This is a genomic window from Flavobacterium gyeonganense, assembly GCF_029625295.1.
GTDB classification, from domain to species: Bacteria; Bacteroidota; Bacteroidia; order Flavobacteriales; family Flavobacteriaceae; genus Flavobacterium; species Flavobacterium gyeonganense.
Map to the genome: position 1 here is coordinate 1692109 of NZ_CP121112.1, position 15024 is coordinate 1707132.

Genomic DNA, 15024 nt, shown 5'->3' on the forward strand with positions numbered 1-15024 from the left:
CGAAACTAAATGATGGAACATTTATTAAAGCCAAGATTTTTAATTTCATTGATTGCATTTATTTTAATATCATCGTGCGATACTAAAGAAGAATCCGTAAATCACAAAACTCATACCGTACATAGATTAAGTTATAATGATATTGTCACAGTTACAAAAGCCATAAGCGAAAAAGATGCTGAAATAAAATCTAAAAAAATTTTAGCAAGCAAATTTACCCCAGAACCTGTTGCTCCTGAATTACCTTATGAAGAATATTACGATTTTTTAGCTGGTCAACAAATAAGCATTGAAATTGATGATAGAACAGCACCCATATTAGATCAAACATATGAAGAGAATATCCAATATTTAGATGATTTGAATCTATTTAGCACTGAAGAACTTGCGATTGTAACTGCTTTCAAGGATGATTTAGAAAGTACTAATAATTTTAACATTTCCATATCCAAGTTTGAACATGCAATTTTAGCACTACCCATGACTAACAATAAATTACAACGATTTTATAATTTTATCGATGCTTTAAAAGTAATGAATAATTTTGATCCATTATTTTTTAATGGAGGAAGAATAACTGGTAAAAGCGGAAAATTATTTGGAAGTTGTTTATCTGCAACTATAGGTGTTGGAATAGCATTTGTAGGGTTAGCTACTATTGAAGTCGGTTCATTTGGCACAGCTACAGCATTCGCTGTTGTAGGATTTGTTTGGGCAAGCGCTGAATGGGGTGCAGCATGCAAAGGAGGTGGTAAAAAATTAGTACCTCCAATGAAGAAACCTATTAAAAACGTTGAAGTAGAGTTAATTAAATTAGATCTGAATGGAGACCTTGTCACTGAACCTATTAGAATTTTTATATCACCTAATTAATCTTAAGCCATGTTTAAAATAAATTATAAAATTCAATTTCTTTTATTTGTCGGTTGTTTATTCTTCATAGGTTTAGGAATATTCGAAACAATAGATGAAGGACTAAATAGCGGAACAGCTCTTTTCTGGCAAATTTCTCATTTTGTTCCATTTGTAATGGGTGCAATAATTTTTGGCACTAATTTGTATACCAAGCGAATTGAAAATTTCAAAAAAAATTAGTAAAGCTAGACTATCTTCTATGTAAAGGTAAATTTTTAACATATGTTGTTAAAGCTTACTTCTCGCCTTTAGAGGTGACCGGTTCGAATCCGGTATTCTCCACAAACTACAAACTCAGGTTCAAAAACCTGAGTTTTTTTATTTCTCATTAGCAATATCTTCAAAATCCGGTTCGTCTTCTTCAGATTTTTTATAGTCGTTGTTTAGAAACTCTGTCAGTTTCTTTTTCTCTTTTTGATTTTTTCTAATCATAAATAAAATCAGCAAAATTAACACTACTGCTACAACCGCAATTATTATCCAATTGATTTCCATATCATTAAATTTTACTAAAATTATCATTTTAAAATTTTCCGGATATTATCAAAATGTTAAACCTCTGTAATTGTACAAATCGGTTATAACAGGCTTTTCTATCTAAGTAATTATAATTAAATTGCTGACAACAGACAAAAAAACGCTTTTAACCTGAATCGACTATAAAAATTAAATCCCATGGATTCTGATAAATTTATTTTCTGCCTGGAAGGTGTACAAGATGTAGAAAACGACACTGCTACCGAAGTGGTTAAAAGTCTTGAAAAACTGGCTTTTAATCAGGGAATTTCCAGCATTCACAAAACCTGCGATACTATTGAAGGACTCGAGGAAAGCCTGAATAATCTGCTTTATGACGATCATAATTTCAAAGATTACGAAATCATTTATCTGGTAATGAAAGGCGAAGCCAACAACATCTGCCTCAATAACTACTATTACAGCCTCGAAGAAATCGCCGAAATCTTTGAAGGTAAAATGAAAGGTAAAATCCTGCATTTTGCCAATTCAAAAATATTAGACCTCAACGAAGATGAAGCACAGTATTTCCTGGATATTACCGGAGCACGAGCGATTTCCGGTTATGGTACGTTTTCGAACAATTTTACAAGTACCGGCTCTGTTGACAAAGCTTTTTTCAAATTATGCCAGGAAGAGGACGACCTCATTGAAATTGCAGAAACACTCTACGAAAAGCATTACGATCTTTGTAAACTTCTGGATTTTAGGCTGTATTATTAGTTTTTTAGAAGCAGATTATTTGTTTTCAATAAGACGTTTTGTCCTGCTGTCCGCTATATCTTTTTCCTGGTAAAGGAGCAGGAAAAAGGATGCCGCTCCCATCAGGGCTATATTAGAAATTTCAACTTTTTAAGACCTAAGTTAACAAAAAAAGCCCTCGATTACGAGAGCTTTTAATCATATTATTTACAAATCTAAACCTAAGCCTGATCATCAGTTGAAGCATCCGGGGCATTAGTTTTTACAGATTCAATTCCATTATCTCTCCCGGAAGCACTTTCATACATTTCGCTGCTTCCAATAATTTGTCCGTTTGAAGCCTTTAATGAAAAATAAAACTTCCCACTAGAAGATTCTTTTTTATCAAATTTTGAATCGTCCTTTGAATTCGTTTTTACAGATTCTATTCCGTTTAAACAAGCTGCTTTTGTCGAATATCCTTCACTTGTCAAAATCGTCTGACCGTTGCCGGCTTTCAAATTAAATTGAAATTCTCCGTTTGCTCTTTTGGTAATTACAAATTTTCCCATGCTGTTTTTTTGCTTTTAAGTTATTGGTTAGAAATAATTTTATTCTGCATTATATAAAAGTACAAAACTTAGAAATACGATTTTATGGTTATCCTTAAATTGTAAATTTTACAACTTATTTCAGTAAAAACCCTAACCGAATCGAACCGTAAAAATAGCCGGTATTAGTATTATGAACAGGGTCTTTTAATTCTCTTCCACGATACAAAAATGAATACGATATATTAAAATTATTGTAGCGATATTTTAAACCTGCTTCAGCATTAAAACGCAAGGGTTCCAGATCAAAAGTCAGGGGACTTGTATCATTAAACATACTACCCTGAATCGTCGCATCATAAAACTGATAATTCACACTGGGCATCGCATAAAAGTAAAATTCCCGAATAGTATACTGAGTTTCTAAACTTACCGAAGCGTCATGCAGATTTGAGTCGTAAACCGGCAATAGTTTTTTAAACCCAAACCGGGCTAAAAATCCTGTAGAAACTCCTGTAAAAATAGTTCCCAGATTTGCTTCTGACTGATAATGAAAATCTACATAGTCATGATGCCTCCTAGAAAATATTTTTTTCGAATACATAACATGAGTCTGTACAGCCAGGGCATTATGCAGCTGATTTTCCCAGCCATATACTTTCTTATACCCAATGATATGATGAAAACTTTCCTGCATTTCTTTACCAAAAGCATTCGGTCCCATGAAGCCTAACTGAAAGTCGATTTTAAAAACTGATTCACTCTGATAAAAAAAACTGCGTCCAGCCTCCGCAAAAAGATATCCGGTAAAAGGGCGGTCGTTTATGGTAACAGCTTCCTCATTAATAAACCTCGGATTATAAATATATTGACCGATCCTAAATTCGGTGATTTTTTTATTGATCTTTTCATTGTTATTTTTCGACAAAAACCTGTAAAAAATTTCCAGTCCATTTGTATAATACATATCATTTTTAGAGGAAGTATACAAATCGTTATCAGTAATAAAACCGATTTCAGTCTTTTTCTGGGCAAAGCCAAAAGCTGTCAGGAATATCAAAAGCAGAAAAAAGCTTTTTTACTTTCCATCATAATTTATTTTACCAACGGCGCGCATTTCGCGAACAATTCTTTCTTTTCTTCTGTTGATATAACTTGAAGATCCCGTTGCTTTAAATTTCCTTGGATTTGGCAAAATGGCCGCGATACCTGCTGCCTGCATTGGTGTCAGGCTTGATGCATCACGTCTATACCAGTATTCTGTTGCGGCATAAGCACCATAAACCCCATCTCCCATTTCGATACTGTTCAGGTAAACTTCCATAATACGTTCTTTGCCCCAGATTAGTTCAATTAGAACTGTAAAATAAGCTTCGAGTCCCTTGCGGAAATAACTTTTTCCCTGCCAGAGAAAAACATTCTTGGCTGTTTGCTGAGAAATAGTGCTTCCTCCACGAATCCTGCGACCGCGTTCGTTGCTTTTATAGGCTTTTTGAAGTGCTTTAAAATCGAATCCGTTATGATACAAAAAAGTTCCGTCTTCACTGGCAATAACAGCTTTTTGAAGATTTTTGGAAATCTTTTCTATAGGTTCCCAGTTATGGTCGAAATACACTTCTTTATCAGACATTTTATTCTCTATTACACGTATCACCATAAGTGGTGTAAAAAACACCGGAACGTATTTTAAAATTACAACCCATACAATAGAAATTCCGAAAAACCATAAAGCAGCTTTGATGAAAAACCATTTGATTTTTTGTCCCAAACTACGATTTGATTTTTTAGAAGCAGGTTTCGATTTGCCTGCGGTTGTTTTTTTTGGTGTTGGTTTCTTGGCTGCCATTAAATTAAATCTGCTAATTCTGTTCCTATTAAACTACCTATAGCTACTCCCATTCCGCCTAAACGAACTCCACAAAACACGTTATCAGACAGTTGGGACACAACAGGTTTTTTACTGTTTCCGATTCCCATAATACCACTCCATCGATGGGCAATATGAAAATCCTTATTTGGTAAAATTACATTTTTCAGTAAATCTTCCAATCTATTTTGCACAATTTTGGTCTGGCCAAATTCGGTTGTCGTTTCAGTTTCAAAATCTAAGTTTCTTCCTCCTCCAAGCAAAATTCTGTCACCGATATTCCTGAAATAATAATAGCCCCTTTCTAAATGAAAAGTACCTTTAATATCTAAATTTAGAATTGGTTCTGTAATTAAAACTTGTGCTCTTGCAGGCCTTACAGCTCCATTTGTCAAAGATTCTGCAAAACCATTAGTAGCGAAAAGTAATTTTTTAGAATTAAAACTAAAATCATTCATCACCACTTCGACATGATTGTTTGCATCACTAAAAGAAGTAACGGTTTGCTGATTCAGGATTAAAATATTAGCAGCAACAGCCTGTTTTAGCAATTCCTGCATCATATTTCCAGTATCAATCTGCGCTTCAAAAGGATTAAAAAGCAAATACTCCTGAATATTTTCAAACCCAAAACGGTCAATTTCTTTTGTAAAAACATCTGCTTTAAAAAGGGGTTTTAAAACTTCATTTATAAAAGGAATTTTAGAAATACATTCGTTAAACCCAAATTCATCCTCTTTTAAGAATAATTCATAACCCCCATGAGGTCTAAAATCTATGGTATTGTCTCCAAGTCGCTTTCTAAGCAGTTGCAAACCCTGCCAGCGTTTTTCTATTAATTCGACAACGTCTTCTTCAGTATGTGTTTTTAAGTCCTCCATAATTTCAGAAATACTTCCAAAACAGGCAAAACCTGCATTTTTAGTACTTGCCCCCTGAGGCAGCATTCCTTTTTCTAATACAAGTATTTTAGCTCCCGGAAATCTTTCGCTCAATCGCAATGCTGCATGAAGTCCTACAATCCCGCTTCCAACTATGGTATAGTCTACATTTGTAAACCAGTTTTTTAGTTCCCAATAACTAAGTTCCATCGTAGCATTTATTAAATTCCAATATTTTAAATCTCAAATCCCAATCTTGGGTTAAATTACAATATTTTTAAATCCTAAATTCCAATCTTTAGACAAAATTGCAAAACTTAATCTTGTAGAGTTTTGTATCTCTAGATGGAATTGAAAACTTCAACTCCGTTTAGATAAACAGTTTGGAATTTAAAAAAATGGAATTTCTTTTTTTTTAACTTTAACACTTATTGGAATTTGGATTTTAAAAATTTGGGATTTTAAATTAGTATTTTTAGCGCTGCTAAAATTAGATTTTTATTATGAAAAAAGTATTATTTATAACCTTAATAATGATGAGTTTAAATGCTATCGGACAAAATGTAATGTCGCAGGAACTGCTATGGAAATTAGGAAGAGTAACACCACTTGGACTTTCGAAAGACGGTAAAAATGTTGTTTACAAAGTTTCAACTCCTTCTGTAGAGGAAAACAAGTCTATTTCTAAATTTTACATTTTACCTGTAAATGGAGGAAACGCTACTGAAATCAAAGACACTAAAGAGGTTCTGACTGATAAAAACATTTCGCCTGACGGAAAATATTTGGTGTATAATGAAGAAGTAAAACTGGAAAAAGTTTTAGGAAAAGATTTTTATCCGAATCTTGACAAATCGGATGCTCAAATTTATAATGGTTTAGATTATCGCCATTGGGATACCTGGAATGAAGGAAAATTTAATCATGTTTTTTACAAAGAAAACAAAGATGGCGCAAAAGGAATTGACATTTTGAAAGATGAAAATTTTGACAGCCCACAAAAACCTTTTGGCGGTGATGAAGATTACATCTGGTCGCCAGACAGCAAAAGCATATTGTATGTGTGCAAGAAAAAGCCGGAACTGATTATGCCGTTTCTACAAACACAAATATTTATGAGTATAATTTAGAAACTCAAAAAACAATAAACAGAACCGAAGACAATTTAGGTTACGATACAGCTCCTCAATTTTCTCCAACAGGAAATTTATCATGGCTGCAGATGAAACGTGACGGTTACGAGTCTGATAAAAATGATATTATTGTTGAGTTTAAAGGAATCAAACAAAATTTAACTGCAAACTGGGACGGAACTGTAGATAATTTTATCTGGAACAAGGATGGTAAAAATGTCTTTTTTGTTGCACCGGTTGATGGAACTAAACAGCTTTTTACAGTAAATTTTCCGGGTTTGACACGAATTGCAATTACAGTTCGTCAATTGACAAATGGTGATTTTGATGTAAACGACTTAATTGGTTTCTCCGGAGATGATATTATCGTAACACGATCTGATATGAATCATGCCTCAGAAATTTTTTCTTTTAATCTGAAGAAAAATACCTGGAAACAATTATCAAATATCAATACTGAAACGTATAAAAAATTAACCTTGAGCAAAACCGAAAAACGTTATGTGACGACAACTGACGGCAAAAAAATGCTGGTTTGGGTAATTTTACCCCCAAATTTTGATGCTTCAAAAAAATATCCAACTTTATTGTTCTGTCAGGGAGGACCTCAAAGCCCGTTGACACAATCGTATTCTTTCCGTTGGAATTTCTCTTTAATGGCTGCGAAAGGCTATGTAGTTGTTGCGCCAAACCGTCGCGGAATGCCGGGTCATGGTGTAGAATGGAACGAACAGATCAGTAAGGATTGGGGAGGTCAGGTTATGGACGACTACCTTTCTGCAATTGATGATGTAGCCAAAGAAAACTACGTTGATAAAAGCCGTTTAGGATGTGTTGGCGCAAGCTACGGAGGCTACTCTGTATTTTATTTAGCCGGAATTCATAAAAACCGTTTTAAAACTTTTATCGCGCATGATGGTGTTTTCAATACACAAAGTATGTTTGGAACCACCGAAGAAGTTTTCTTTAACAACTGGGATTTTGGCGGGGCTTACTGGGAAAAGGACAATGCAGTTGCGCAAAAAGCATATACGACTTTTAATCCTGCAACTTTGGTTGGAAACTGGAACAGGCCTATTTTAATCATTCAGGGCGGAAAAGATTTCCGTGTACCAATCGGACAGAGTCAGGAAGCTTTCCAGGCTGCACAGTTAAGAGGAATTAAAAGCCGTTTTCTTTATTTTCCTGATGAAAATCACTGGGTTTTAAAGCCTCAAAATGCACAGGTTTGGCAAAACGAATTTTTTAAATGGCTTAACGAAACCCTTTAATACATAAGCAAAATATTCCAGCCACAGATTTACACTCTGTGGCTTTTTTTATAGAAAGTTTGGCTTTTTAAAACAGAAAATATTGAATAAATTGCAGTAATCATTTCAAAAAAGGAATTTCTCAATACCAATTTATGGAAAGCAAAAGAAGCTATATGCCCATTAAAGTACTTTTCGGCTACCTTGCCCTGATCGGATTAGTAGTGGTTGTGGGATGGTTTTTATATTCTGAAAATGTAGTTTACAATAAGTTAGAAGATAAAATTGCTTTTGAAAAAACTAAAATATTAAGAGTCAGCAAGCTTTTTTCAAATGTATATAAAACAGAAAGTTTAGCCCGAAAAACAATTCAGACCAACTCTGAAAAAGATTTCAAAAGCTACCTTATCGAAACAGACTCCTTAAAATCCAGATTAGATACACTGAAACAGATTGTAACCACAGAATATCAAAAGGTTTTGCTCGACAGCGTTGCTTATTTATTGTCTGAAAAAACAGAAAACATCAGACAATTAAAAACTATAAAAAATAAGGCTGATGATGAAGTTTCTGTAAATAACGCCATTGATGAAATTACCAAAATGGAGTTTAAACTTCGAAAACTGGAACTTCAGGATTTTACTCAAAACCCCAATGATTTGGGAAGTTATCAGCGAAATGTACTGCAAAAATATGTTGATTATCTAAATCAGAATATTCCTGACGATAGTACTAATACTTTAAGCAAACAGGCTTCTGATTCGATTTTAGCCAATTCTAAAAAGCTTTTGAGTGACGTAAAACAAAAAGCTGAAAAGAAAAAAGAGTCGCTCAATTTTGAAGAAAATAAACTGCTTAAAAATGAAATTGCAATTTCTGAACAGCTCCGAAAAGTTCTTCGGATAATTGAGAGGGAAATTATTATCAATTCCATTAAAAACAATTCATTAAAAGAAAAATCACTTAAAAAAGTAAATGAAATCGTGACGGTTTCAGCAATAGTGGGCTTACTACTGACTGTGGTTTTCTCTATCATCATTGTAAGTGATTATTCGAAATCGCAATTGTATAAAAAACAGTTGGAAATTGCCAACTTTAAGACCAAAAACCTTCTTAAAAGTCGTGAACAGCTTATATCTACAGTGAGCCATGATTTAAAAACCCCGCTGAGTACCATTGTAGGATATTCTGAACTTTTGAGCAATTCTGATGTGAATACCAAACAGTCGTATTTTATTAAAAACATAAAAAATTCATCTGAATATATTACACAGCTGGTTAAGGATTTGTTAGATTTTTCTCAAATTGAAGCAGGAAAAATAACAATTGAAAAAGTTCCCTTTTTATTGCCTGAAATTATTGATGAAGTGGCCAGAAGTATCCAGACCGTTTACAAACTAAAAGAAATTGACCTGATTATTAATGTTGATGAAAAACTGAACTCAAAAATTGTTGGCGATCCGTTTCGTGTAAAACAGGTTTTGAGCAACATTATTGGAAATGCCTATAAATTTACGGAGCAGGGTTTTATAAGAATCAGTGCTTATGTCGCTGAAGAAAATGATTCTTTTGCCATTACCATTGAAGATTCCGGTATTGGAATTGAGAAAGAAAATCAGAAACTGGTATTTGAAGAATTCGCCCAGGCAAATGAAAACATCGAAAAAAAATATGGCGGAACAGGTTTAGGATTGGCTATCTGTCAAAAAATCATTTCGATTTTAGGCGGAAAATTAAAGCTTGAAAGCACATTTGGAGAAGGAAGCACTTTTGAAATTAAACTACCGCTCTTATTTGATACAAGTGTAAGCCTGCCCGAACCTGAATCAAAAGAAATCATTACAAATTCAGAAAAATTTACTTTTATCGTTCTGGATGACGATATCAATTTACTGAACCTTACAAGTACTGTTTTAAAACAGCAGGGGCATCAGGTCTTATCATTTACAAATGCTGCAGAAGCATTAGAAACTATACTGAATACTAAATTTGATTTCATCATTACAGATATTCAGATGCCCGAAATTGATGGGTTCTTGTTTATTAAAAAATTGAAAAGTAAAAAAGGCTCATTTTATAAAAATCAGCCCATCATCGCTATAACAGGAAGGACCGATTTAGATTTTTCTACTTACACGAATGCCGGATTTTCCACAGTAATAAACAAACCTTACTCACCCAAAGTCTTACTTGAAACCATTCAGAAAGTCTTAGACAATACTATAAGTCATGACAATAAATTTGTAAAAAGAGAAGAAGAGTTTTCTTCAAAGACTTATTGTTTAGAAACTTTAAAAGAGTTTTTAGGAAATGATAATGAATCAGCAAAAGAGTTTATCAGATCATTTATAGAAAGTACAATCCGAAATTTAAAAGATTTAGAAAATGCCGTTGAGAAAAAAAATATAGCCGAAGTAAATGCGATCAGTCACAGGATGGCACCAATGTTCAGACAGATTCAGGCACAGGAAATTGGTGAAATCCTGAAAAAATTAGAACAAAATAATTTAGAAAACTCAAATTTACACGCTCTTTTTAGTAGTTTAAAAACCAAAATAGACTTGTTATTTGATGGTTTAAAAAAAGAAATCCTTTAGTCAATATTGTACTGTTTTAATTTATTGTAAAGCGTTTTTCGGGTTATTTTCAATAGCTTTGCTGCTTCAGATTTATTGTTTTGAGTTCTGGATAAAGCATGAATAATGGCTTCCCTTTCATTGTCAGACAAAGAAAAACTTCCTGAACTGCCCAGTTTTTCTGTTTGAAAAAACTCAATAGGCAAAACATCACTTTCGATAAAATCTCCCTGAGACAAAAGCGTAGCACGTTTGATACAATTTTGAAGTTCACGTAAATTTCCCGGCCAGCTGTATTTTTGAAAAATGGCTACTACCTCGGGTGAAAATCCTATAATATCTTTATTCAATTGCTGGTTTGCCTTCTCTAAAAAGTAATCGGCAAAAACCATCAAATCTTCTCCTCTGTCGGTTAATGAAGGCGACTGAATAGAAAATTCATTGATTCGATGATACAAATCTTCACGAAAATCACCATTTTTAACAGCTTCACGCAAATCTTCGTTGGTAGCTGTAATAATCCTGATATCAACATTAATTTCCTTATTGCTGCCGACTGGTTTTATTTTTCGTTCCTGAAGTGCCCTTAACAACTGAATCTGATTTTCATAGGAAAGATTCCCTATTTCGTCCAGAAAAATGGTTCCTCCGTTTGCTGCTTCAAAATATCCTGTTTTGTCACTTATTGCTCCGGTAAAAGATCCTTTTAAATGTCCGAAAAACTCACTCGCTGCCAATTCTTTCGGAATCGCACCACAGTCAACTGCTATAAAATTATTGTTTTTTCTTTGGCTTTGCTGATGGATGCTTTTTGCGATAATTTCTTTTCCTGTGCCGCTTTCTCCTATAATTAAAACAGACATGTCAGTAGGACTTACCAGTTTAATATGCTCTAATAATTTTTTGGAAGCGACAGAAATTCCTTTAACAAACTCATTTTCCGGAGAAGCCTGTTTATTTACTGCTTTTTTTTCTTTTACTACAACTTTTTCAGTTGGTGCCGTTTGGAGTGCATTGGTAATAACCAATAAAACTTCATCAGGATTAAATGGTTTCGAGATATAATCAGATGCTCCGTTTTTAATTGCTTTTACGGCAGTATTTACATCAGAGTAGCCTGTCATAAGTATAACAGGGATTTCAGGATGAGACGTTTTAAATTCAGACATCAAAACAATACCATCAGCATCAGGCAAACGGAGGTCTGTCAAAATCAAATCGAAAGATTCTTTTTTGATATATAACCGGGCTTCTTCTGCGGAGAAAGCAATAGTTACATCAAATGCTTTTTTTACCAGAAACCTTTCCAATAATTTGCAAAATGAAATATCGTCTTCTATTAATAATATCTTCGGCATGTTCTTTTTGGGACTTTTTGCTAAAATACCACTATTAATACAGTATTTTCACAAAATTATGCAAAAAAAAGAGACTGCTGTTAAGCAATCTCTTTTTCACCAAAAACATAAATCTAATTCACCTAATTATATTTTTAACCAGTTACCTTCAGCATCCGAGTAAACAGTAGCTTTCTGGTCTCCAACTGCTATGTCTAATTTGTATTCATTTTTGTCGTTTTTATACGCTTTTTCAAGCACGGCACCCGGATAAGCTGTTTCCAGAGCTGTCTTCACAGCTGCGGGAACATCGTCGTTGCTAATTTCAGTATATTCTGACTGAAATATTAGGGAAGTTTTTTGTGGTTGAGCATCAGTAATTGTTGATGCATAGATTGATAAACTTCCAAAAACAATCGCTGCGGATAAAATTAACTTTTTCATAATGATTTAATTTAGTTACTTTTTAATGACATTTCCTGATGCATCTGTAAAAATTGTATATTTCTTGTCGCCATTCGAAATTTCCAGTTTATACTCGTTTTTAGCATTTTTATATACCTTTTCAAGTTTAGTGTTTGGAAAAGATTTCTCTGCTGTAGACTTTACAGCTGCCGGTACTGCATCTGAAGCAACCTCTGTGTATTCATCCTGAAAAAAGAAAGAATTAACATTTGAAATTTTTACGTGAGGAATAGCTGCCTGAACTGATAAACCTCCTAAAATAATTGCTGCAGATAAAATTAATTTTTTCATAATGCTTCTTTTATTTATTTTTTAAGAATATTTCCCTTTTCGTCTGTGAAAACAGTAGATTTTTCACCTCTAACTGTAATTTCAATTTTATATTCTTTTTTACTGTTTACAAATGCTTTTTCAAGTTTTACACCTGGATAAGCATTATCTAAACCTGTTTTAATGGCTGCCGGAACAGCATCGATTTCTTTGTAATCGTCCTGAAATATTGTTTTAGTAATTGTATTTGCCGGACTTAATATTGATGCCTGAATTGACAAACTTCCTAAAACTATTGCTGCTGTTAAGATTATCTTTTTCATAATAAATCATTTTAAAGATTACTTAAATTATTTTTTAATCCATGATCCATCTGCATTAGCAAAAAGATTACCTACTTTGTCACCAACAGTAACATCTAGTTTATATTCTGATTTCTCATTTTTATATGCTTTTGTAAGCACAGCATCCGGATATGCTTTTTTAAGAGCTTCTGTAATTGCAGCTGGCACTTCTTCTAATTTTACTTCAGTATATTCGTCCTGAATTGTAATAGTTTTTACAATATTATTTGAAATTGGAGAAGTTGATGCAAATGAAGTTAAACCTCCCAAAACAATTGCGGCTGATAAAAATAAATTTTTCATAATGTGTATATTTTAAATTATTATTTAATTATTGTTTTACACATTAGAGAAAGAAATTATTGTGCCATAATCAAAAATAAAGCCTTCAGACATCTAAAGTACTATTTTTTAATAAGTTAGCCAAGTAAAAACATTTTTAAAACCAGTAACAACTGTATAATTTAACACAACCTGTGTGTAAAAAATATACACAAAAGTGTTTTATAGATATTACATTCTAATATTTTGACATTTTAGTGGAGATTAAATACGATTGATATAACTTTCACAGAATAATTTTTGAACTCATTTGAAAATGATGCAGAATAAACAGAATAATAATACAAAAATTATAACCTCAAAAAAAATTTTAACATAATCGCAAACAATTCATAATAATTGTGTTAGCCTCATGCTTAAATGTTAAAAATTAAGTTGTAATTTTGCACAAATTTTAAAATTGGAATATAAAATGAAAAAAATTATACTATTACTTGTTCTGCTTGTAACAGTTGTAAAGACTAATGCTCAAACAAGCAGTGTCGAAAGTTTGGCTGATGGCAATTTCAACAAATGGTCTATCGAATTAGCAGGGGGATTTAACAAACCACAAAAACCAATGAAATATTATACGTCAACTATAAGTCCGTATGTTGTTGATTTAGGGGTTCGATACATGCTTAATAATAAATTTGGTTTGAAGGCTGATTTAGGATTCAATAGTTTCCAGGAACAAAAAAACTCAACCCCTTTTGACACTAAATATTATCGATTTGATATTCAGGGTGTAGCTAACTTAGGGAGAATTATGAATTTTGAAACCTGGACACAGACAATTGGTTTATTAGGCCATACAGGTTTTGGTGCTGCATATTTTGAAGATAAAAATTCTACAATAGACGACAAAATGATTAATTTCATTATTGGTGTAACAGGTCAGGTTAAACTTTCTAACAAATTGGTTCTTACCGGAGATTTTTCAACTCTTGTGAATGCTCTTCAAAATCACACATATGATGCAGCTGCATTAAATCCGGAAAAAGGTTTCAACGGAGCTTTATTTAATGGTACTATAGGTTTGACATTGTATCTGGGAAAAAACGAAAAACATGCTGACTGGGTTACTATTGTTGATAATGAAGTAATTGTTCAAAGAGAAAGAATTGATCAGCTTGAAAAAATGTTAAATGATAGTGATAAAGATGGTGTAGCTGATTATTTAGATTTAGAACCTAACACTATTGCAGGACTGATGGTGGATTCTAAAGGAAGAGCTGTTGACTTAAATAATAACGGCATACCTGATGAGTTAGAGAGGTACTTAACAAAAACTTATCCAAGCAGATCTGATGCTCCATTGAGCGATAAGGAATCAATCACAAATTTAGTGAACGGAGGTTATGTTGCCGCTTATTTCGATTTCAACAAATCTACTCCAAATGAATCCTCTATGGATGGTATTAATTTTGTACTAAACTATTTAAGAAACAATCCTTCAGCTTCTGTTGACATTACGGGTTATGCTGATGAAATTGGTGATGCTTCATACAACGAAAAATTAGCAGATGAAAGAGCGAACAATGTAAAAGAAATTCTTCTTAAAGCGAAGATTGCGCCTGAAAGAATTAATGTCATGAGAGGTGGTGTAGATTCTTCTGTAGATAAAGAGTCTGCTACCGCAAGAAAGTTAGTTCGAAGAGTTACTTTCAAAATAAAAAACTAACACATCGCTTGTAATCTAATAATTAAAAATGCCACATCACGCAAGATTTGGCATTTTTTTTATCTTATAAATACGGTCGCTTGTTTTAATTCCTAAGACTACTAAGACAGCTGAAACCTCTGCACCTTATAATACTGAGGGATTAAGATCTTTTCAAAATTTAAAATAAGAATGAGCACTGTAAAGACTTACTTTTAGTTGTCATAATTAAATATGGATTTAAACAATCAACA

The 15024-nt window shown here is 33.1% G+C and carries 14 protein-coding genes and 1 pseudogene; 5 read left to right on the forward strand and 10 right to left on the reverse strand.

Going from position 1 to position 15024, the window contains the following annotated elements; translation table 11 throughout:
* Window positions 1-9 precede the first annotated feature (9 nt).
* On the forward strand, window positions 10-873 hold the full coding sequence (locus tag P5P89_RS07365) for a hypothetical protein (protein ID WP_278011364.1): 864 nt from the start codon (window positions 10-12) through the stop codon (window positions 871-873).
* 360 nt (window positions 874-1233) lie between these two features.
* Here the strand turns inward: P5P89_RS07365 and P5P89_RS07370 are convergent, their stop codons facing one another.
* Window positions 1234-1437, reverse strand: coding sequence for a hypothetical protein (locus tag P5P89_RS07370; RefSeq protein ID WP_278011365.1), 204 nt, complete (start codon window positions 1435-1437; stop codon window positions 1234-1236).
* Window positions 1438-1590: 153 nt separating this feature from the next.
* On the opposite strand from P5P89_RS07370, the gene P5P89_RS07375 reads away from it, so the two are divergent.
* Window positions 1591-2154 carry a DUF6642 family protein gene (locus P5P89_RS07375; protein WP_278011366.1) on the forward strand — a complete coding sequence of 188 codons (564 nt, stop codon included), beginning with the start codon at window positions 1591-1593 and terminating at the stop codon, window positions 2152-2154.
* Between the two features lie 200 nt (window positions 2155-2354).
* Here the strand turns inward: P5P89_RS07375 and P5P89_RS07380 are convergent, their stop codons facing one another.
* The 4 genes from P5P89_RS07380 to P5P89_RS07395 form a co-directional block, all read right to left on the reverse strand.
* Window positions 2355-2684 carry a YegP family protein gene (locus P5P89_RS07380; RefSeq protein ID WP_278011367.1) on the reverse strand — a complete coding sequence of 110 codons (330 nt, stop codon included), beginning with the start codon at window positions 2682-2684 and terminating at the stop codon, window positions 2355-2357.
* Window positions 2685-2799: 115 nt separating this feature from the next.
* Window positions 2800-3723, reverse strand: coding sequence for a lipid A deacylase LpxR family protein (locus P5P89_RS07385; protein WP_278011368.1), 924 nt, complete (start codon window positions 3721-3723; stop codon window positions 2800-2802).
* Window positions 3724-3741: 18 nt separating this feature from the next.
* Window positions 3742-4509 (reverse strand): monofunctional biosynthetic peptidoglycan transglycosylase, encoded by a 768-nt coding sequence (gene mtgA / locus P5P89_RS07390; protein WP_278011369.1) that lies wholly within the window; start codon window positions 4507-4509, stop codon window positions 3742-3744.
* Window positions 4509-5621 carry an NAD(P)/FAD-dependent oxidoreductase gene (locus P5P89_RS07395; RefSeq protein WP_278011370.1) on the reverse strand — a complete coding sequence of 371 codons (1113 nt, stop codon included), beginning with the start codon at window positions 5619-5621 and terminating at the stop codon, window positions 4509-4511. The genes mtgA and P5P89_RS07395 overlap by 1 nt, the downstream gene beginning before the upstream one ends.
* A gap of 293 nt (window positions 5622-5914) precedes the next feature.
* Here P5P89_RS07395 and P5P89_RS07400 point away from each other — a divergent pair.
* Window positions 5915-7815, forward strand: a pseudogene (locus P5P89_RS07400) (S9 family peptidase).
* Between the two features lie 134 nt (window positions 7816-7949).
* Window positions 7950-10391: an ATP-binding protein gene (locus P5P89_RS07405; protein ID WP_278011371.1), complete on the forward strand. Its 2442-nt coding sequence runs from the start codon at window positions 7950-7952 to the stop codon at window positions 10389-10391.
* Here P5P89_RS07405 and P5P89_RS07410 read toward each other — a convergent pair.
* The 5 genes from P5P89_RS07410 to P5P89_RS07430 form a co-directional block, all read right to left on the reverse strand.
* Complete coding sequence (locus tag P5P89_RS07410; protein WP_278011372.1) at window positions 10388-11728, reverse strand: sigma-54-dependent transcriptional regulator; 1341 nt, start codon at window positions 11726-11728, stop codon at window positions 10388-10390. The two genes, P5P89_RS07405 and P5P89_RS07410, sit on opposite strands and share 4 nt — an antisense overlap.
* 126 nt (window positions 11729-11854) lie before the next feature.
* A complete protein-coding gene (locus P5P89_RS07415) occupies window positions 11855-12151 on the reverse strand; it encodes a hypothetical protein (protein ID WP_278011373.1) in 297 nt (98 codons plus the stop codon).
* Window positions 12152-12166: 15 nt separating this feature from the next.
* The gene (locus P5P89_RS07420; RefSeq protein ID WP_278011374.1) at window positions 12167-12463 is read right to left on the reverse strand and encodes a PepSY-like domain-containing protein; all 297 of its coding nucleotides are present in this window, start codon (window positions 12461-12463) and stop codon (window positions 12167-12169) included.
* A gap of 14 nt (window positions 12464-12477) precedes the next feature.
* Window positions 12478-12765: a hypothetical protein gene (locus tag P5P89_RS07425; protein ID WP_278011375.1), complete on the reverse strand. Its 288-nt coding sequence runs from the start codon at window positions 12763-12765 to the stop codon at window positions 12478-12480.
* 27 nt (window positions 12766-12792) lie between these two features.
* Entirely contained in the window at window positions 12793-13089 is a 297-nt protein-coding gene (locus tag P5P89_RS07430; RefSeq protein WP_269233667.1) for a hypothetical protein, read from the reverse strand.
* A gap of 451 nt (window positions 13090-13540) precedes the next feature.
* On the opposite strand from P5P89_RS07430, the gene P5P89_RS07435 reads away from it, so the two are divergent.
* Complete coding sequence (locus tag P5P89_RS07435; protein ID WP_278011376.1) at window positions 13541-14791, forward strand: OmpA family protein; 1251 nt, start codon at window positions 13541-13543, stop codon at window positions 14789-14791.
* Window positions 14792-15024 lie beyond the last annotated feature (233 nt).

Excerpts from the sequence above, each read along its gene's own strand:
- P5P89_RS07365 (WP_278011364.1), top strand. The coding sequence starts at position 10 with ATGATGGAACATTTATTAAAGCCAAGATTTTTAATTTCATTGATTGCA.
- P5P89_RS07380 (WP_278011367.1), bottom strand. The coding sequence starts at position 2,684 with ATGGGAAAATTTGTAATTACCAAAAGAGCAAACGGAGAATTTCAATTT.
- P5P89_RS07425 (WP_278011375.1), bottom strand. The coding sequence starts at position 12,765 with ATGAAAAAGATAATCTTAACAGCAGCAATAGTTTTAGGAAGTTTGTCA.
- P5P89_RS07435 (WP_278011376.1), top strand. The coding sequence starts at position 13,541 with ATGAAAAAAATTATACTATTACTTGTTCTGCTTGTAACAGTTGTAAAG.
- mtgA (WP_278011369.1), bottom strand. The coding sequence starts at position 4,509 with ATGGCAGCCAAGAAACCAACACCAAAAAAAACAACCGCAGGCAAATCG.
- P5P89_RS07405 (WP_278011371.1), top strand. The coding sequence starts at position 7,950 with ATGGAAAGCAAAAGAAGCTATATGCCCATTAAAGTACTTTTCGGCTAC.
- P5P89_RS07370 (WP_278011365.1), bottom strand. The coding sequence starts at position 1,437 with ATGATAATTTTAGTAAAATTTAATGATATGGAAATCAATTGGATAATA.
- P5P89_RS07420 (WP_278011374.1), bottom strand. The coding sequence starts at position 12,463 with ATGAAAAAATTAATTTTATCTGCAGCAATTATTTTAGGAGGTTTATCA.
- P5P89_RS07410 (WP_278011372.1), bottom strand. The coding sequence starts at position 11,728 with ATGCCGAAGATATTATTAATAGAAGACGATATTTCATTTTGCAAATTA.
- P5P89_RS07415 (WP_278011373.1), bottom strand. The coding sequence starts at position 12,151 with ATGAAAAAGTTAATTTTATCCGCAGCGATTGTTTTTGGAAGTTTATCA.
- P5P89_RS07395 (WP_278011370.1), bottom strand. The coding sequence starts at position 5,621 with ATGGAACTTAGTTATTGGGAACTAAAAAACTGGTTTACAAATGTAGAC.
- P5P89_RS07375 (WP_278011366.1), top strand. The coding sequence starts at position 1,591 with ATGGATTCTGATAAATTTATTTTCTGCCTGGAAGGTGTACAAGATGTA.
- P5P89_RS07430 (WP_269233667.1), bottom strand. The coding sequence starts at position 13,089 with ATGAAAAATTTATTTTTATCAGCCGCAATTGTTTTGGGAGGTTTAACT.